The sequence below is a fragment of the Microbacterium sp. ZXX196 genome (genome assembly GCF_009709595.1).
Classification (GTDB): domain Bacteria; phylum Actinomycetota; class Actinomycetes; order Actinomycetales; family Microbacteriaceae; genus Microbacterium; species Microbacterium excoecariae.
Genome location: NZ_WMEE01000007.1, coordinates 107,348 through 125,013 on the forward strand (window position 1 = coordinate 107,348; position 17,666 = coordinate 125,013).

A 17,666-nucleotide genomic window follows, 5' to 3' on the forward strand; every position below is an offset into this window, starting at 1 on the left:
CGGGGAGACTTGTCGGAGAAATGTGGACATAGAAGGGGCTACGCCGCGCGGAGGGCGGCCGTGAGCGGCGTGGTGGGGCGGCCGATCAGGCGCGCGAGCGTGCCGTCCGTGAACGCGAGGTCGCCCGCGGCGATGTTCTGGTCGAGGCCCGTGAGGAAGCCGATCGTGCCCGCGTCGAGGCCGGCCTCGGTGAGCGCCGCGGTCTGCTCCTCCAGCGTCAGGCGGCGGTAGACCACCTCGCGCCCCGTGATCTCGGTCGCGGCGGCGGCCAGGTCGTCGAACGACCACGCCTCGTCGCCGGCCAGCTCGTAGATCTCGCCGACGTGGCCGTCCTCGAGGAGCACGACGGCCGCGGCCTCGGCGAAGTCGCGGCGCGCGGCGGAGGCGACGCGGCCGTCGCCGGCCGACTTCGCGATGGCGCCCGACTCGGCGGCCTGCGCGACGTCGCCCGCATAGTTCTCCGTGTACCAGCCGTTGCGGAGGATGACGGCGGGCACGCCGCTCGCGGCGATCGCTTCCTCCGTCGCCTTGTGCTCGGGGGCGAGCAGCAGGTCGGTCGTCGTCGCCTTCGTCACGCTCGTGTAGACGAGCTTCGTCACGCCCGCCGCGGCCGCCGCGTCGATGACCGCGCGGTGCTGCGGCACGCGCTGGCCGACCGCGCTGCCGGAGATGAGGAGCACGGCGTCGGCGCCCGCGACGGCGCTCGCGACCGAGGCGGCGTCGTCGTAGTCGAGGTGCGCGACCTCGAAGCCGCGCTCCGCCAGGTCGGCGGCCTTCGCGACGTCGCGCGCGCCGAGGCGGATGTCGGCCGCCGAGGCGCCGCGAGCGAGGAGGGCGTCGGCGACGAGGCGGCCGAGCTGGCCGGTGGCGCCGGTAACGAGGATCGTCATGGGTGGTTCCTTTCGTAGGCGGTCACGGGCGACAACGCGCCCCGGGCCACCACACTTCCCGTTCGCGGGTACCTACTTTTGAGTAAGGTACCCACATGAGCGTCAGTTTTGCGGAGATCCGCGGATCCGCCCCCCGCACTTTCGACGAGGGATGCGGGACGCGCGTCGTGCTGGATCACATCATGAGCAAGTGGGGCGTGCTCGTGCTCGCCGCGCTGTCTGATGGCACGTTGCGCTGGAGCGAGCTGCGGCGCGAGGTCGGCGGCATCAGCGAGAAGATGCTCGCCTCCACGCTCCGCACGCTCGCCGCCGACGGGCTCGTGCACCGCGAGTCCCTGCCCCAGGTGCCGCCGCACGTCGAGTACCGCCTCACGCCGCTCGGGCGTGACCTGATGGACCGCATGCTGCCTCTCCTCGGCTGGGTCGCGGACCACGCGGAGACCATGGTCGCGCGCCGCTGAGCCCCTACTCGGCGGCAAGCACGAGCGCGAACTCGATGCTGCCCTCGTCCTCGACCGACACGAACCCGAGGTTGGGTGCGGCGACCCCGTAGTCCGCGAAGATGAGCGGGATCTCGCCCGCCACCTGCACGATGTCGCCGTCGGCCGCGACGTGCGCCGTCACCTCGGCGGGCTGGGTCACGCCGTGGATCTCGAAAGTGCCCGTGAGGACGACGGTGTCGTTCCCGGCCTCGAGTTCGGCGGGCTCGGTGAGGGTGAACGTCGCGGTCGGGAACTGATCGGTCTCCAGCGCGGTGGAGCGGAAATACGCGTCCCGCTGTTCGGAGTCGGTCTCGATGCTGGCGACGTCGACCTCGATCGTGACGTCCGTCAGCGTGCCGTCGGTGACGCTGGCCTCGCCCGTGACCTGGTCGGTCGACCCGCGCACCGTCACGTCTTCGCCCTGCAGCACCTCGTCGACGCGGTAGCCCGCCACGGATCCGTCCGACACGGTCAGCGTGCCGGTGTACTCCGCGGCCTCGTCGGGGACGGGGCCGTCGATCGTGTTCGTGGGCGCGTCGCCCGCGCGGCCCTCGGCCCACGACGCGTAGAGGCGGGGGCCCGCGACGAGCGCCGCGGCGACGAGCACCACGAGTGCCGCGGCGGAGGCGACCAGGATCTTCGTCTTTGTCGTCACGCGGCCTCATCTCGGTGGCGGGGAGGGCCTCCATCATGTCTCGTTGATGCGTGCGGGTGCGTGCTGTCGGTGATGAAATTTCTGTGAGCCCTCGCGGCGGCCGGCGGCCTCACTCGCGAGCCGCGGCCCGCGGGCGGCGCGGCGCGTGGCGCCACGCCCAGGGGAGGAGGAACCCCGCGAGGACGAGCGGCACCCCCGCGCCGACGAGGGTCCCGCCGAGCGTGTCCGTGACCCAGTGCACGGAGAGCAGCGTGCGCGAGTAGGCCATGGCGAGCACCCACGCGGCGCCGGCGAGCGCCACCCAGAGGCGGGGGAAGAGGAGCACGAGCACGACCGCGATGGTCGTGGCGTTGGCCGTGTGACCCGAGGGGAAGGACCCGAAGTCGCTCGCGACGAGCATGTCCTCGGGGCGGGCGCGCGCGACGAGGCTCTTGAGGAGCTGCACGACCACGGCGCTCAGCGCGAAGGACCCGGCGGCGAAGAGCGCGCCGCGCCAGCGACGGGCGATGACGAGCGCCGCGATGATGCCCAGCGGGGAGACGAGGACGGCGAACCAGCCGCCGCCGAGCCGGTCGAGCGCCTGCGCGAAGGCGATCGCGGCGTCCGAGCGCCGCAGGATCACCGTGTCGTTCCACCACTGATCGAACCCCGGCGGATCCTCGTACCCGAGCATGAGGATGACGCCGAGCGCGGTCGCGAGGGCGAGCGAGGCGCCCCCCCACCAGCCGAGTCGTCGCGGATCCATGTGAACGAGTATGGCGTCTGGCGCGCGCCGCGCCGCCACCGGATCGCGGAGCATGCGCTATCCGCCCGCGGCCGAGGCGCGCTCCCGCGCGGCGCGGAACGCCCGCTGCGCGGACGTCCAGCGCCACTGTTTCAGAGCCGTCGCGGTGAGGTAGGCCGCGTATCCGGTCGCGAGCGCGGGCGTGAGGGCGCCCGTCGCGAGAAACCCTGCAGTCGCGGCGGCCGCGGCGGCGATCGCCCGCGTCACGCGGAGCGCGCGCACGAGGCCGCGCACCTCGCGGCCCGCGCGGGCAGCCTCCGTGTCGCGGTGGCGGCCGACGCCGAGCGTCGAGATCTCGCGGTCGATCGCGGCGAGCACCTCGGTGGAGTTGGGGAAGTAGCGCAGGTGGTCGGCAATCGACGCAGACTGGGGGACGCGGCGGATCCGCCGGCGCGCGCCGAGCACCGTGAAGGGGTGCGAGACGAAGTCGAACGTCGCGCACAGGTCGACCCCGCGCGCGGCCGGGTGACAGAGGTCGCGGATCTCCGCGACGGCGGGCGCGAAGATCCGCGCGTACACGAGGACCGCGGCGGCGATCGGCGGGATGGACAGGAGGGTCGCGAGCACGTCGGGGGACAGGACGAGGGTCGTCGCGAGGTCGGTGACCAGCCGCCGCGCCTCCCCGAGGTGCGCGAGCGCCTCGGCCCGGTCGGTCGTGGCGCGCCAGACCGCCGCGCCGAGCTCAAGCGCGCCGAGGATCGCCGTCGACACGAGCGCGAAGGCCGCCGCGACGAGCCACCGCATGAGCACCGCGGCGGCGGCGACGTAGACGACGATCGAGGCCGCGAGCGCCGCGATCGACGCCCACCCCACGTGCAGCGTTGCGCTGATGGGGGCGAGGAGCGCCTGCCCCGTGCCCATCGTGATGAGCGTCGTGCGGGCGGGATCGAGGTCGCGCGAGATGTTCGCGGCGATCGCGCCGCCCTGCGAGTGGCCGATGAGCACCGTGTGCGCGGCGTCGACGGCCGCGACGCGGGACGAGACGCGGCCCGAGACGTCGCGACGCGTGTCCGGGTCGCTCGTCCATCCCAGAGCGTCGACGGCGAGCGAGCGCGCCTTCGGCACGAGCGCGACCGCGAGGGTGAGGGGCAGCGCGAGGGCAACGGCGAACGCGCCGAGAACGAGGATCCACGCCATCGCGCGCACGGCCCGCCAGAGGTACGCCGGCAGGTCGCGGACGGGGCGCGTCGGGCCCTCGGCGAGCACCTGGCCGTTCACGAGCAGGTGCACGGCGCACAGCACGAACAGCGCGCGCAGGAACCACCACGCCACGCGCCACCTTGGCGGCTGGTCGACGACGTCGAACCACACCAGCGGATCCACGACGAGGCCGAGGCCGTCGGCGCCGCGCAGGTGCGCGTGTCCGGCCGCGAACTGCGCGCAGCCAGCGGGGCACGCCACCCGCTCCCACCCGGTGGGGGACGCGTCGAGGTGGGCGGCGATGGCCGCGACCGACTCCTCCGCGAAGTCCTCGTGGCTGCGCACCCCGATCCCGTGGATGACGGGGGCGTAGATGTCGAGGCTCACGTGTCCGTGATACCCCATGCCCCCGACAACGCCGGGCCCCTCACGCCGACGCGGCGGGCTGTTCCCACTTCGGCGTCGGGCGCTCCCAGGCCTCGAGCTGCGCCAGGAGCCCCTCGGGCGTCTCGGCGACAATGAGCGCGTCGCGGAAGTGCGCCGCGACGAAGCCCTCCGCGACGAGCCGGTCGACCATCTCGAGCAGCGGCCGCCAGAACCCGCCCACGTCGTACAGCGCGATCGGCTTGTCGTGGATCCCGAGCTGCAGCCACGTCCACGCCTCGAAGAACTCCTCGAGCGTGCCGATGCCGCCCGGGAGCGCGACGAACGCCCCGCCCAGGTGGGCCATGCGCATCTTGCGCTCGTGCATGTTGTCGACGACCTCGAGGCGCGTCAGGTCCTCGTGCGCGAGCTCCTTGTCCACCAGCGCGGTCGGGATCACGCCGATGACCTCGCCGCCCGCCCGCGACGCGGCCGTCGCGACCGCGCCCATGAGGCCCACATTGCCGCCGCCGTACACGACGCCCATGCCGGCCGCGGCGATCGCCGACCCGACCTCCTCGGCCGCCGCGCGGTAGGCGGGCGAGGCGCCGGGGGAGGATCCGGTGAAGACGGTGACGCGGGTAATGGCGGACATGCTCCCAGCGTAGGGGCGGGAATGCGGCGTAGCGTGCCACGGTTGCAGCCCACGCCGCACCCGAAGGGATCCCATGAGCACCACCCTCCCCCTCGCCGACGCCGCGCTCGATGCCCCCGCCTGGTCCGCCCTCACGGGCGCGCACGCGGGCTTCGCGCGGGGCGGCGATCTCGCCCGCACCTACCCCGCCGACGTCTCGCCGTTCACGGGCGTCGCGTCGTGGGGCGAGCCCGGCGTGTGGGATGCGCTGGGGGAGCTGCACGGATCCGGATCCGAGTTCCTCATCTCGCACGCGGATCCGACCCTCCCCGCGGGCTGGGACGAGCTCTCGCGCGGGAACGGCCTGCAGCTGGTCGCGACGGACCGCGCCGCCGGGGCTGCCGATCCGGCGGCCGTGGAGCTCGGGGCGGACGACGTCGCGGACATGCTCGCGATCGTCGGGCGCAACCAGCCCGGCCCCTTCCTCGCCCGCACGCACGAGCTGGGGCGCTACGTCGGGATCCGCCGCGAGGGCCGCCTCGTCGCGATGGCCGGCGAGCGACTGCACCCGGCCGGGTGGACCGAGATCAGCGCGGTCTCGACCGACGCGGCCTACCGCCGCCAGGGCCTCGCCTCCCGGCTCGTTCTCGACGTCATCGCCCACATCCGCGCGCGCGGCGATCGCCCGTTCCTGCACGCCTCCGCCGCTAATACCGGCGCCGTCGCGGCGTACGAGAAGCTGGGGTTCGAGGTGCGCCGGAAGACGCCGTTCATCCGGGTGCGCGTGCCCTGAGCCCGCGGCGGATCCGAGTCACCGTGACTCGGATCCGCACCCCCTCTACGCTGGGCGCATGGAGTGGACGAGCGACGTCACCGCGGGATCCTGGATCCGCGAGCGCCTGGATCCCGACACCTGGTCGATCGGGCTGTTCGTGCCGCGGGGCTTCGCCGCCTACGCGCGGATCTTCCACCCCGCCTTCCGCGAGCGCCCCGTGCGCGGCGCGTGGCCGGAGGAGGGCGACACGGACGGGTGGGAGCGCTTCCTCGCCGAGCGCCCCGAGGTCGACGCCGAGCGTGTGTCCTGGGCCGACGTCGCCCGCGCCTTCGGCACGACCCCCGGGCCGCTCGTGCAGTGGGATCACCTCGTCGGCACGGACCCGCAGGCCCCCGAGTCGGACCTCCGCGACGGCGCGGGCTGGCGGTACGAGGCCCCCGAGGAGGGTGTGCTCGACCCCGCCGCGCTCGCCGCGGCCGCCCGGCACCTCGTGGCGCACACCGGCACCCCCGGATCCGGGTACGCGGCGATCTGGGAGGGCTGGGGCGGGCTCCTGGGATTCGTCGGCACGCACGCCTCGCGGATCCTCGCCGCCTCGGCCGGGGACGACGCCCACCACGGCGAGTTCCTCCGCGAGAGCTACCGCGACGCGTTCAACAACGTCTTCCGCAAGGGCGTGTGGCAGCCCGGCGTGCTCTCGGACGAGATCTCCCGCGGCCCGCGCCTGGAGCTGCCGGGCCGCGGGCATGTGCTCTTCCGCGCGGCGCCCGCGGAGTGGGCGGACCCCGCCTGGGCGGACAACGTGCCGTGGGCCGAGCCGCTGCACGTGCACTCGCCGAGCCTCGTGTGGCCCGACGACCGGGCCTGGGTGCTCGCGAGCGAGATCGACCTCGACTCGACGATCGTGGCCGGATCCGAGGAGCTGATCGCGGCGCTCGTCGCCGATCCGGGCCTCGAGGCGCACCGCATCCCCGAGGACGCCGACCTCACCTGGCCGGGGCGCTGAGCCCGCCCCTCGCCGCCTGCGCGCTCGCCGCAGGATCCGCGATCGTCCTCACCGGCTGCGCGGGCACGGCAGGCGACGCATCCGCGGACGACGACGTCATCCGCTTCGCCGCCCTGCCCCTCAGTGACGACCCGACCGTCGAGACCCCCGTCGACGCCATGAAGGCGCTCCTCGAGGAGGAGACCGGCATGACCGTCGAGGTCACCGAGGTGCCGAGCTAGTCCGCCGTGATCGAGGCCGTGCGCGCGGGCCACGAGGACATCGGCGTCATGAGCGGCTTCCCGTCCTCCCTCGCCGTGAACACGGGCGAGGCCGACTCGCTCGTCGCGTGGCCCGGAACCGAGGAGCCGGTCTCGACGTGCCTCGATCGGACCTCATTAACGGCGTCTTCTCCTACCAGAGCGTCGTGCGCGGATCCTCGCTCGAGGACCCCGCCACGCTCCGACGCTGCCGGGCCGCGTTCGAGATCGCGTGGCGCGGCATGAGCGAAGATGAGGCCGCGGGGTAGCGTGGCCGGATGGCGGGGGCGCGTGCGGAACGATTGCCGTGGGGGAGGGCGCTCGGGTTCGCGAGCGTCGCGATCGGAGCACCGTGGGCCGTCGTCACGGCGCTCACGACGATTCTGACTGTCGCGGATAGTGGCCGTTGGCCGTGGACGGCCTCGGCGCTCGCCGCGGCGCCCGCGATGGCGGCTGCGGCCGTGATCGCCGCGGCGCTCTGGGCGCGCCGCCGCCCACCGCTGTCGCGGACGGACGCGGGCTTGATCGCGATGGTGTCGAGTTACGCCTCCCTCGTCGCGCTGGCGCTTGTGATCGCGATCGCCGAGGCCCGGCACGGCGCACAGACGGCGCTGGCGATCGTGGCCTACGCGCTCCCGATCGCGCTCGGCGTCTTCACTGCGGCCGCCGGTCCGGTCTGGGCCTGGGCAGGTGGGGTCGCCGCCGCGAGCCTGGCCGGGGTCCGCGAGACTCCGGTGCGGCGGCGCGTCGGCGCGCTCTGGGCCGGCGCGGGGATGCTGCTCGCCGCGGCCGCTGTCGTTCTCGCCCTGGCGCCGCCCCTGCCCTGTGAGCCGTCTCCGTCCGAGGGGATAGCGGAGCCGGCGCGCCTCGTCTGGCGATGGCTACCGGTCGGGTGGGGGTGCGATCCCGGATTCCCCGCCGACCCCGCGCCCTTCGCGACACTGCTCCTCTCGCTCGGTCTCGCGGTGTGCGCGTGTGGCCTCGCCCTGCTCCTTCGACCGCGGTCCGAGCGCGCCCCCGCGCGGGAGAGGTTCCTCTTCGAGTGAGCGGACCGCGCGGGTGCGGTCACCAGGCGGCCGTCAGGAATGCATGACGCATTCCCGACGGCCGCCTCATTCGTGAAACACAACCTTCATGCGCGGTTACATGCCGTTATCCTGACGGCCGTCATGATCGCGATACGGTTTGGGCACCTTCACGAAGCGAGGAGCCATGGACTCACAACCGTTCTGGAACCCGAAGATCGAGACGCTGCCGCGCGAGGATCTGCAGGCCCTCCAACTGGAGAAGCTGCGCCGCACGGCGGAGTGGGCGGACGCGAGGAGTCCGTTCTATCGACGCACCTTCGCGGCCGCGGGCTTTCGCCCCGAGCAGCTGAAGTCCTGGGACGACATCCAGCGGATCCCGTTCCTCGAGCGCGAGGCGTGGATGGCGAGCCAGGACGCGCACCCGCCGTTCGGCGAGCTCCCCGTCACCGGGTCGGACAACACCGACAACGCGATCCGCCTCCACACGACGAGCGGCACGAGCGGGCGTACGCCGCTGCGCGCGCTCGACAGCCGGAAGGACTGGTCCTGGGCGGCCGAGATGTGGTGCTACGGGCTGTGGGGCGCGGGCGTCCGACCCGGTGACCGCGCGTACGTCGCGTTCGGATACGGCACGTTCATCGGATTCTGGGGGCTGCACTACGGGCTCGAGAAGATGGGTGCCCTCACCCTCCCGGGCGGCGCCCAGAACACCGCGGGGCGCGTGAAGCAGATCATCGATTTCGGTGTGACGGTCGTGGCCTCGACGACGACCTACGCGCTGCGCCTCGCGCAGGAGGCGGAGGCGCTCGGGCTCGACCTGAAGAACTCGCCCGTGCACACCGTGATCCTTTCGGGAGAGCCCACGCCGCCCATCACGCGCGACCTGATCGAGCGCCAGTGGGGTGCCAAAGCCTACGACACCGCCGGAATGACCGAGCTCGGGACGATCTTCATGTTCGAGCCGCAGGAGCAGCCGGGCGGCACGCACATCATCGAGGGGCACTTCATCGAGCAGGTCGTCGACCCGGACACGGGCGAGGAGCTGCCCTACGGCGAGCCGGGCGAGCGCGTCACGACGTCCTTCGGGCGCGGCACGCTCCCGATCCTGCGGTACCGCACGAAGGACCTCGTCGTGAAGGTGCCGCACACGGTCGCCTCGAGTGGGCGAACGTGGGACCTCTACGAGGGCGGGATCCTCGGCCGCGTGGACGACATGAAGCTGATCCGCGGCACGAACGTGTACCCGCGTGCGGTCGAGGAGATCGTGCGCAAGTTCGAGCTGATCGACGAGTTCCACACCTACATCGAGCGCGTGGGGATCCGGGACGAGGTCACGGTCCACGTCGAGCCCGTGACGGCCATGGACGACGCCGCCTGGCCCGGCCTGGAAGAGGCGCTCAAGCTCGAGCTCGCCGAGGCGCACGAGGGGCTGAACTTCCACGTCTCGCGCCGCGAGGCCGGGGCCCTCCCGCGCTTCGAACTCAAGGCCAAGCGCATGACCGACATGCGCCCCGCGAACCGCTAAGGAGCCGCCATGACGACCGATCTCCTCGGGCACCCGCTCACGGAGCAGGAGCGCCGGATCCTCGCCGCCCTCGACGAGCTCGTCGCGCTTTCGGGCGACCCCGGCCTCGCGCCGAACGCGCGCTCGGCAGTGCTCGCCGCCATCGCACCGCTGGGCGTCGCGGCGACCGGGCTCGGCCTGCGCTTCGAGCACCTCATCGACCACGGCGTCTGACGCCCCGCGAAGGAGTCCAGAGATGACCCCCACGATCACCGCCGTCCCCGTCGTCACCCGCGGCGACGACCTCCACGACGCGACGCCGAACTCGGGCGGGGCGCTGCGGCTGTCGGGCGTGAGCCCGCAGCACACGCCCGCGACGCGAATCTGGTTCGGGCAGGTCTCGAACGAACCCGGGTATCGCTCGCTCCCGCACCACCACGGCGAGGCGGAGACGGGCGGGTACGTGCTGCGCGGGAGCGCGCGGATCTACTTCGGCGACGACTTCTCGACCTGGGTGGACATGGGGCCGGGCGACTTCGTCTTCGTGCCGCCGTTCATGCCCCACGTCGAGGCCAACATGTCGACGACCGAGGAGCTCGTGTGGCTCACGGCGCGCACCCCGGACAACATCGTCGTCAACCTCCCCGATGTCGCGGACGCCGCGCTCGCGGGATTCCGGCGCGCGTGAGCGGCGGCCCCTTCGCCGGCGCCGTCGCGCTCCGGGCGACGAGCGCCGACGCGTTCGTCGGGCGCACGCAGCCCGTGCCGTGGCCGAAGGCGTACGGCGGGGACCTGCTCGCGCAGGCCGTCGCCGCCGCCACCCGCACGGTCGCCGAGGACCGCGCCCTGAACGCCGCGCACACCCTCTTTGTCTCGCCCGCGACCGTGGGGGGATCCGTGGATCTTTCGGTCGCGACCCTTCGCGACGGGCGCTCCTACTCGACACGCCAGGTGACGGCGCGCGAGGGCGAGCGCATCGTCGCCGTCACCCTCGCGTCGTACCACGTGGGGGAGGAGAGCGCGCTTGCCGCTGCGACCCCCATGCCGGCCGCGCCCGCACCCGACGACGTGCCGGGCGCCGCCGCGGCCCTCGCGGGCGAGCGCGGCCCCGCCGCCGAGTACTGGTCCTCGGGCCGCGGCTTCGAGCTGCGTCACGTCGAGGGCGCGCCGTACGTGCGGCCGGTCCCGGGCGGGGGCGAGCGGATGCGCGTCTGGATCCGCGCCGACGCCGCGATCCCCGCCGGGCAGCCCGCGCACCGCGCGGCGCTCGCCTACGTCTGCGACTACGCGATGCTCGAGCCCGCGCTGTCGGCGACCGGGCTGCACTGGACGCGCCCCGGCCTTGTCACCGCCAGCACCGACCACGCCCTCTGGATCCACGCCGACGTGCGGGCCGACGAGTGGATGCTCTGCACGCTCGACCTCGTCCACCTCGGATCCGGGCGGGCCACCGTCCGGGCCGAGTTCCACGCCGCGGACGGCACCCACGTCGCGAGCGCCGTCCAGCAGGGCGTGATCCGCCTCAACCCCACCACGGAGGAACGATCGTGAGAGTGGCCGTTATCGGCGGGGGCCCCGGGGGCCTGTACGCCGCCACGCTGATGAAGGAGCTAGACCCCACCCGCGAGGTGGAGGTGTGGGAGCGAAAGGCCCCCGACGACACCTACGGCTTCGGCGTCGTGTTCAGCGACGAGACCATCGCAGGGATCCGCGGATCTGACCCCCGCACGCTCGACCTGATGACGCGCGAGATGGCGCAGTGGAGCGACATCGACATCCGCTACCGCGGCGAGGACATCACGGTCGGCGGTCAGGGGTTCTCGGCGCTCGGCCGCCGCCGCCTCCTGCAGATCCTCCAGCAGCGCTGCGCCGATCTGGGCGTCGTCGTGCACTACCGGACGCTGGCCCCCGATGTGGAGCAGTTGGCGGCGGAATACGACCTGGTCGTGGCCGCCGACGGGCTGCGCTCGCCGACCCGCGAGCGCTGGAGCGATTACTTCGGGGCGCGCCTGGACCGCCGGCGCTCCAAGTACATCTGGCTCGGCACCGACCTCGTCTTCGAGGCCTTCACGTTCATCATCAAGCACACCCCGTGGGGCGTCATGCAGATGCACGGGTACCCCTATTCGGTCGATGAGAGCACCTTCATCGTCGAGATGGAGCCCGAGGTCTGGGAGCGGGCCGGGTTCGGTCGGACTGCGGGGCTGGGCCCCGGGGACACGGACGAGGACGCGGTCGCGCGCATTGCGGAGATCTTCCGGGAGGACCTGGGCGGGCACGCGCTCCGCGCGAACAACTCCCAGTGGCTCGAGTTCACGACCGTGCGGACCGAGACCTGGCACCGCGACAACGTCGTCCTCATCGGCGACGCGGCGCACACGGCGCACTTCTCGATCGGATCCGGGACCAAGCTCGCCCTGGAGGACGCGCTCGCGCTGGCCGCCGCGCTCCACGAGAACCCCGACATGCCGTCCGCGCTGTCCGCCTACGACGCGGAGCGCCGGCCGGTCGTGGCCTCGACGCAGCGCGCGGCGCAGGCGAGCCTCGAATGGTTCGAGGACATCGCGCAGTACGCCGAGCAGGAGCCCTGGCAGTTCGCGTTCAACCTGCTCACGCGCAGCCGGCGCATCACCCGCGACGGCCTGCGCCCGCGCGACCCCGACTTCGCCGAGCGCACCGATCGCGCCTTCGCCGCGGCGGTGCCCGCGGGCCGCGCGGCCCCCGCGATGTTCCAGCCGATCCGGATCGGTGGGCTCGACGTCGACAACCGCATCGCGGTCGCGCCGATGGACATGTACTCGGCCCGGGACGGCGTCGCGAACGACTTCCACCTCGTCCACCTCGGGTCGAAGGCCGCGGGCGGTGCGGGGCTCGTGCTCACCGAGATGATCGCGCCGTCCGCGGACGGGCGCATCACGCTCGGCTGCACGGGCCTGTACACCGACGAACAGGCGCGCGCCTACCGCCGGATCACCGACTACGTGCACGCGCAGTCGTCCGCTCGCATCGGAGCGCAGCTCGGGCACTCGGGGCGCAAGGGATCCACGCGCCTCATGTGGGAGGGCATCGACGAGCCGCTGACCGAGGGCGGGTGGGAGACGATGGGGCCGTCGTCCGTGCCGTACAAGGTGGGCGTGAGCGTGGCCCCGCGCGAGATGACCCGACGCGACATGGACGCGGTCGTCGCGGACTACGCCTCCGCCGCGCGCCGCGCCGCGGACGCCGGCTTCGACCTCGTCGAGGTGCACGCTGCGCACGGGTACCTGCTCTCGTCCTTCCTGTCGCCGCTGTCGAACAGGCGGACCGATGCGTACGGCGGATCCGCCGAGAACCGCCTTCGCTTCCCGCTCGAGGTCTTCGACGCGGTCCGCGAGGCGTTCGGCGAGGCCGGGCCCGTCACGGTGCGGCTCTCCGCCGTCGACTGGGCGCCGGGCGGGAACGAGGTGGACGACGCCGTGCGCATCGCCGAGGCCTTCATCGACCACGGCGCCGCCGCGATCCACGTCTCGAGCGGCCAGGTCGTCGGCGAGGAGGCCCCTGCCTTCGGGCGGAGCTACCAGGCGCCGTTCGCCGATGCGATCCGCAACCGCGTTGCCGCGGCCCGCGGCGTGCCCGTGATCGCCGTCGGCGCGATCTCGTCGTACGACGACGTCAACTCGCTCCTCCTCGCGGGGCGCGCCGACATGTGCGCGCTGGGGCGCACGCACCTCTACGACCCCCAGTGGACCCTGCACGCCGCGGCCGACCAGGACTACCGGGGCCCGGGCGCGGCCTGGCCGGCGCCGTTCCGCGCGGGCCAGCGCAAGCCACCCACGGGCCGCACCGACGCCGTGCGGCCCCGGCTCGAACTCGTCCGCGGGCGCGCGGAGGCCCCGCGCGCGACGCGGTGGCACCCCCTCGCCTCGGCCCTCGTGTGATCTCCCCAGAAAGGCTCGCTGCCATGCCCCACACCATCGTGAACCCGCCCACGCTGCCCGCGCCCTCCGGCTTCTCCCACGCCATCGCCGCGAGCGACGGATCCGTGCACCTCGCGGGGCAGACGGCGCTCGACGCGGAGATGAGGATCGTCCCGGGCGGGATCGTCGCGCAGTTCCGGCAGGCGTTCTCTAACCTGCTCGCGGCGCTCGTCGCGGCGGGCGGAGAACCGCAGGACCTCGTGAGCGTCACGATCTACCTGACCGACGTCGAGGACTACCAGGCGCACGGCCGCGAGATCGGCCGCGCGTGGCGGGAGCTCGCTGGAGCGCACTACCCCGCGATGGCGGGGATCGGCGTCACGCGGCTGTGGCAGCGCGAGGCGCAGATCGAGATCGCGGGCGTCGCGGTGCTGCCGGGGCGCGCGTGAGGCTCGGGACGCTCCGGATCGGCGGGCGCACGCGCGCGGTCCGTGTCGAGGCGGGCATCGCCGTCGAGATCCAGGGCATGGCCGACGTCGGCGCTCTGCTCGCGCGGCCGGACTGGCGCCGGATCGCTCAGCGGGCGCAGGGCACGGCGCACGCCCTGTCCGCGCTCGCGGGCGACGCGTGGGCCCCGGTGGTCCCCGCGCCGAGCAAGATCGTGTGCGTCGGCCTCAACTACCGCGCGCACATCCTCGAGATGGGGCGCGAGCTGCCGGAGTTCCCGACGCTCTTCGCGAAGTACGCCGATGCGCTCATCGGGGCGGGGGATCCGATCCGGATCCCGCGCGAGGCGGCGGACACCCTGGACTGGGAGGGCGAGCTCGTCGTCGTCGTGGGCGAGGCGGTGCGGTTCGCGACGCCCGAGGCCGCGGCGCGCGCGATCGCCGGGTACACCGTTATGAACGACATCACCGTGCGCGGGCACCAGCGGCGCACGACGCAGTGGCTGCAGGGGAAGACCTTCGAGGCCACGACCCCGCTCGGCCCGTGGCTCGTGACGGCGGACGTGGCGCCGGCGGGATCGGTCCTCACGACGCGGGTCGGCGACGAGACGGTGCAGAGCTCGACGACGGACGATCTCGTCTTCGGCGCGGCCGAGCTCGTCTCCTCCATCTCGCGGATCACGACGCTGCGCCCCGGGGACATCATCGCGACGGGGACGCCGGGCGGCGTGGGCGCGGCGCGCACGCCCCCGCGGTACCTCGCCGACGGCGAGACCGTCGAGGTGGCGATCGAGGGCATCGGTGCCGTGCGCAACCGTGTCGAGGTCGTGGATCCGACGTTTTCGGTATCGTGACGCCTCGGAAACCTGACGGTCGTTCGAAGCGAGATATGGTGCCACGCATGACGGAAGAAGCGCTCGGCGAGGTCCTCGACGACATGGAGTCGCGCCCGGGCAGCGCCACGGCGCTGCTCCGGACGATCGTCGCGATCTTCCTGCGCGAACTCGGCGGCTGGATCTCCGTAGCCCACCTGCTGGAGCTCCTCGACGCACTCGACATCTCGGACGCCCGCGCGCGCACCGCGGTCGCGCGCGTGAAGAAGAAGGGCCTCCTCATCGCCGAGACGCGCGACGGCGGGGCGGGGTATCGGCTGGCCGACCAGGCGGTGCCCATGCTCGCGCGCGGCGATCGCCGCGTCTACAACCCGCGCAACATGGGCGCGGACGACCGCTGGTACCTGATTTCCTTCACGATCCCCGAGGAGCGGCGCGCGCAGCGCCACCAGCTCCGCAAACGGCTGGAGTGGATCGGGTGCGGGCTCGTCTCGCCCGCCCTCTGGATCGCACCCGCGTTCCTCGCGGACGAGATCGAGGAGATTCTGCGCCGGGTGGGGGTGCGCGACGACTGCACGACCTTCGTGGCCGAGCGTCCGATCGTGACGGGCGACCCGCGCGAGACCGTCGCGGCGTGGTGGGACCTCGACGCCATCCGCGCCCACCACGACACCTTCCTTCGCCTGCACGCCCGCGACGTGCCCCCACCCGCGGGCCTGGGCGACCGCGAGGCGTTCGCGATCTACATCCGGGCGATCGACACGTGGCGCATCGTCCCCTACATCGATCCGGGGCTGCACCCCTCGCTCCTACCCGACGACTGGCCCGGATCCGACACGAGCCGGCTCCTCGAGGACCTCCGCGAGACGTACAGCGCGCCGGCGACGGAGTACGTGGGATCCGTCACGGGACGGCGCATCGACAACCCCGGACGCGCGGCGCGCGTGCGCGCGGCGGCGCGCACCGCGTGAAGACGGCGATCCTTCTCGACGGGTGGCAACACCGCCGGGCGCCGCTGCACTGGCAGGGGTGGCTGGCGGAGCGCCTCGTCGAGCACGGGTGGCGCGTCGACTACCTCACGCTGCCGGATCCGGAGTCCCCGCGATACGACGCCTGGTCGCGCGTGGTGCGGGATGCGCTGGGGCGAGCCGATCGCCCCGTTGTGATCGCGCACGGCCTCAGCGTGCTGCTGTGGCTGCGGATGTGCGTCGACGCGACCGCGGCGCAGCCCCGCGTCGAGCGCGCGCTTCTCGTCGCCCCGCCCGCGGCGGGCGCGCATGGGGGCGACGTCTCCGCGTTCTGGCCGGCCCCCGAGGACGCGGCGACGGTCGTGGCCGCGCACGAGCGCCGACCGGACCTCGTGTGGTCCGACGATGACCCCTACCTCCCGGGCGGGGCGAGCGATCTCGCGCGCCGCGCCGGGGCGCGCTCGATTCCGCTCCGCGGCGGCGCACACCTCAACGCGGCGGCCGGCTTCGGCCCCTGGCCGGAGGCGCTGAGCTGGTGCCTGACGGGCACCTGGACCGCGGCTCCCGACAACAACGAAGGACGACGGGCATGACACCCACCCCCACCTCCGATTGGCTCGCCACCGCGTATCGCCCCGAAGGCGTCCGCCTCGGCATCATGACGGTCGGCACGCTCCCCGCCGAGGAGGACGCGGCCGTCGACGCGGCCATCGCGGGCGCGGGAATGCGCCCGTCGCGGCGCCACGCGCGCCTGCTCCCGCGCGTGGGGGAGAACGCGCTGCGCGTGGACGACGTGGTCGAGTTCGTGCACGCGTACGGGCACGAGTACCAGGCGGCGCTCGTCGCGCCGCGCGCGCTGGACGACGCCGACCGCGTGGGCGAGATTCGCGCGGCGGGCGGGGAAAGCGGCGTCGCCGTTCGCGTCGCCTAACGAAATCGTGACGATGGTCGTGATATTGAAACACGACCGTCATCCCGCGACACGGTGACGTGACATTGCGTCGGTAGGAAAGGACCTAGCAGGAGAGCACCGGGCCTGCCTCCCGATTCCCTGACCGATAAGGATTCACAATGCGTGAACACCGTCGCAGTACTGTCCTCGCCCTCGCTGCCGTACCGATCGTGTCCGGCCTCTTCCTCGCCGGTTGCTCGGCGAGCACCGCCGACGACGACGCGGCGCCCGCCGCGGCGAACGACGCGCCGCTCTACGACCTGCTCCCCGCCGACGTGCAGGAGGCCGGGGTCATCAGCTTCGGGGCCCTGTGGGAGACCCCGCCGACCATCGGTGTCGACCCCGCGGACCCCAACACGCCGGTCGGCTTCGCGCCGGATGTCGCCGCCGCGATGGGCGAGCAGCTCGGCGTCGACGTCGAGTGGCAGAACCTGCAGTGGCCCGCCCAGCTCCCCGGGGTCCAGTCCGGATCCGTGGACGCGCTGTTCGGCCAGGTCTCCATCACCGAGGAGCGCGAGACGTCGATCGTCGACCTCGTCACGTTCCAGGTCAGCGACTACGCCGTGCTGACGCGCGGCGAGGACGACGGCGCGTTCGCCCGCCTCGACGAGATGTGCGGGCTGAACATCGCGGTTCCCGTCGGCGCGACCCAGGTCGAGTACGTCAGCGCCGCGAGCGACCGCTGCGAGGAGGCGGGCGAGCCGGCCATCGAGATGACCGAGTACCAGGGCGCCACCGCCGCCCTCCAGGCCCTGCGCGCCGGCACCGTCGACGCGTGGATCAACGGCGAAGACGAGCAGGCCCAGGCGGTGGCGAACAACGGCGACGAGTTCGCCATGTTCACCGCGGGATCCGACGAGCTGCCCCCGTCGATGGCGGGCATCGCGGTCGGCAAGGACCAGCCGGAGCTCACCGAGGCCATCTACGAGGCGCTCGGCGCCCTGATCGACGACGGCACCTACGACGAGCTGATCGAGGAGTGGGGCCTGGTCGGCGGGATCACCCGGGATGAGCTCGCGATCAACCCGATCACCGAGACCCCCGTCGGCGAGATCGCCGACTGAGTCGAGA

21 protein-coding genes are annotated in these 17,666 nt (G+C 73.1%); 16 read left to right on the forward strand and 5 right to left on the reverse strand.

Going from position 1 to position 17,666, the window contains the following annotated elements; genetic code table 11:
• Positions 1-38 precede the first annotated feature (38 nt).
• Complete coding sequence (locus GJQ66_RS08305; protein ID WP_155048864.1) at positions 39-890, reverse strand: SDR family oxidoreductase; 852 nt, start codon at positions 888-890, stop codon at positions 39-41.
• Between the two features lie 95 nt (positions 891-985).
• Here GJQ66_RS08305 and GJQ66_RS08310 point away from each other — a divergent pair, with 95 nt between their 5' ends.
• On the forward strand, positions 986-1,351 hold the full coding sequence (locus GJQ66_RS08310; RefSeq protein WP_155048865.1) for a helix-turn-helix domain-containing protein: 366 nt from the start codon (positions 986-988) through the stop codon (positions 1,349-1,351).
• Between the two features lie 4 nt (positions 1,352-1,355).
• Here the strand turns inward: GJQ66_RS08310 and GJQ66_RS08315 are convergent, their stop codons facing one another.
• The 4 genes from GJQ66_RS08315 to GJQ66_RS08330 form a co-directional block, all read right to left on the reverse strand.
• A complete protein-coding gene (locus GJQ66_RS08315; RefSeq protein WP_368732813.1) occupies positions 1,356-2,027 on the reverse strand; it encodes a YceI family protein in 672 nt (223 codons plus the stop codon).
• A gap of 109 nt (positions 2,028-2,136) precedes the next feature.
• Complete coding sequence (locus GJQ66_RS08320) at positions 2,137-2,772, reverse strand: phosphatase PAP2 family protein (RefSeq protein ID WP_155048866.1); 636 nt, start codon at positions 2,770-2,772, stop codon at positions 2,137-2,139.
• A gap of 57 nt (positions 2,773-2,829) precedes the next feature.
• Positions 2,830-4,338, reverse strand: a complete 1,509-nt coding sequence (locus tag GJQ66_RS08325; protein ID WP_155048867.1) for a hypothetical protein — start codon at positions 4,336-4,338, stop codon at positions 2,830-2,832.
• A 40-nt stretch (positions 4,339-4,378) separates the two neighbouring features.
• Positions 4,379-4,969, reverse strand: coding sequence for a TIGR00730 family Rossman fold protein (locus GJQ66_RS08330; RefSeq protein WP_155048868.1), 591 nt, complete (start codon positions 4,967-4,969; stop codon positions 4,379-4,381).
• A gap of 73 nt (positions 4,970-5,042) precedes the next feature.
• On the opposite strand from GJQ66_RS08330, the gene GJQ66_RS08335 reads away from it, so the two are divergent.
• The 15 genes from GJQ66_RS08335 to GJQ66_RS08400 all read left to right on the forward strand — a co-directional run bounded on the left by GJQ66_RS08335 (position 5,043) and on the right by GJQ66_RS08400 (position 17,659).
• Complete coding sequence (locus GJQ66_RS08335; protein ID WP_155048869.1) at positions 5,043-5,741, forward strand: GNAT family N-acetyltransferase; 699 nt, start codon at positions 5,043-5,045, stop codon at positions 5,739-5,741.
• A gap of 58 nt (positions 5,742-5,799) precedes the next feature.
• The gene (locus tag GJQ66_RS08340; protein WP_155048870.1) at positions 5,800-6,729 is read left to right on the forward strand and encodes a hypothetical protein; all 930 of its coding nucleotides are present in this window, start codon (positions 5,800-5,802) and stop codon (positions 6,727-6,729) included.
• A gap of 358 nt (positions 6,730-7,087) precedes the next feature.
• Positions 7,088-7,237, forward strand: a complete 150-nt coding sequence (locus GJQ66_RS08345; RefSeq protein WP_155048871.1) for a hypothetical protein — start codon at positions 7,088-7,090, stop codon at positions 7,235-7,237.
• A gap of 9 nt (positions 7,238-7,246) precedes the next feature.
• Positions 7,247-8,014 (forward strand): hypothetical protein, encoded by a 768-nt coding sequence (locus GJQ66_RS08350; protein ID WP_155048872.1) that lies wholly within the window; start codon positions 7,247-7,249, stop codon positions 8,012-8,014.
• Positions 8,015-8,180: 166 nt separating this feature from the next.
• Positions 8,181-9,521: a phenylacetate--CoA ligase family protein gene (locus GJQ66_RS08355; RefSeq protein WP_155048873.1), complete on the forward strand. Its 1,341-nt coding sequence runs from the start codon at positions 8,181-8,183 to the stop codon at positions 9,519-9,521.
• 9 nt (positions 9,522-9,530) lie between these two features.
• Positions 9,531-9,734, forward strand: coding sequence for a hypothetical protein (locus tag GJQ66_RS08360; RefSeq protein ID WP_155048874.1), 204 nt, complete (start codon positions 9,531-9,533; stop codon positions 9,732-9,734).
• 22 nt (positions 9,735-9,756) lie between these two features.
• Positions 9,757-10,188: a cupin domain-containing protein gene (locus GJQ66_RS08365; protein WP_155048875.1), complete on the forward strand. Its 432-nt coding sequence runs from the start codon at positions 9,757-9,759 to the stop codon at positions 10,186-10,188.
• Positions 10,185-11,051, forward strand: coding sequence for an acyl-CoA thioesterase (locus GJQ66_RS14685; RefSeq protein WP_368732814.1), 867 nt, complete (start codon positions 10,185-10,187; stop codon positions 11,049-11,051). The genes GJQ66_RS08365 and GJQ66_RS14685 overlap by 4 nt, the downstream gene beginning before the upstream one ends.
• On the forward strand, positions 11,048-13,417 hold the full coding sequence (locus GJQ66_RS08370) for a bifunctional salicylyl-CoA 5-hydroxylase/oxidoreductase (RefSeq protein ID WP_368732815.1): 2,370 nt from the start codon (positions 11,048-11,050) through the stop codon (positions 13,415-13,417). The genes GJQ66_RS14685 and GJQ66_RS08370 overlap by 4 nt, the downstream gene beginning before the upstream one ends.
• A gap of 23 nt (positions 13,418-13,440) precedes the next feature.
• Positions 13,441-13,845: a RidA family protein gene (locus GJQ66_RS08375; RefSeq protein WP_155048877.1), complete on the forward strand. Its 405-nt coding sequence runs from the start codon at positions 13,441-13,443 to the stop codon at positions 13,843-13,845.
• Positions 13,842-14,696 carry a fumarylacetoacetate hydrolase family protein gene (locus tag GJQ66_RS08380; protein WP_368732816.1) on the forward strand — a complete coding sequence of 285 codons (855 nt, stop codon included), beginning with the start codon at positions 13,842-13,844 and terminating at the stop codon, positions 14,694-14,696. The genes GJQ66_RS08375 and GJQ66_RS08380 overlap by 4 nt, the downstream gene beginning before the upstream one ends.
• A 47-nt stretch (positions 14,697-14,743) precedes the next feature.
• Positions 14,744-15,646: a PaaX family transcriptional regulator C-terminal domain-containing protein gene (locus tag GJQ66_RS08385; RefSeq protein ID WP_155048878.1), complete on the forward strand. Its 903-nt coding sequence runs from the start codon at positions 14,744-14,746 to the stop codon at positions 15,644-15,646.
• Positions 15,643-16,236: an alpha/beta hydrolase gene (locus tag GJQ66_RS08390; RefSeq protein ID WP_196215841.1), complete on the forward strand. Its 594-nt coding sequence runs from the start codon at positions 15,643-15,645 to the stop codon at positions 16,234-16,236. The genes GJQ66_RS08385 and GJQ66_RS08390 overlap by 4 nt, the downstream gene beginning before the upstream one ends.
• Positions 16,233-16,574, forward strand: a complete 342-nt coding sequence (locus tag GJQ66_RS08395) for a hypothetical protein (protein ID WP_155048880.1) — start codon at positions 16,233-16,235, stop codon at positions 16,572-16,574. Before GJQ66_RS08390 ends, GJQ66_RS08395 begins: the two co-directional genes overlap by 4 nt.
• Positions 16,575-16,714: 140 nt before the next feature.
• Positions 16,715-17,659, forward strand: a complete 945-nt coding sequence (locus GJQ66_RS08400; protein ID WP_155048881.1) for a transporter substrate-binding domain-containing protein — start codon at positions 16,715-16,717, stop codon at positions 17,657-17,659.
• Positions 17,660-17,666: the final 7 nt, after the last annotated feature.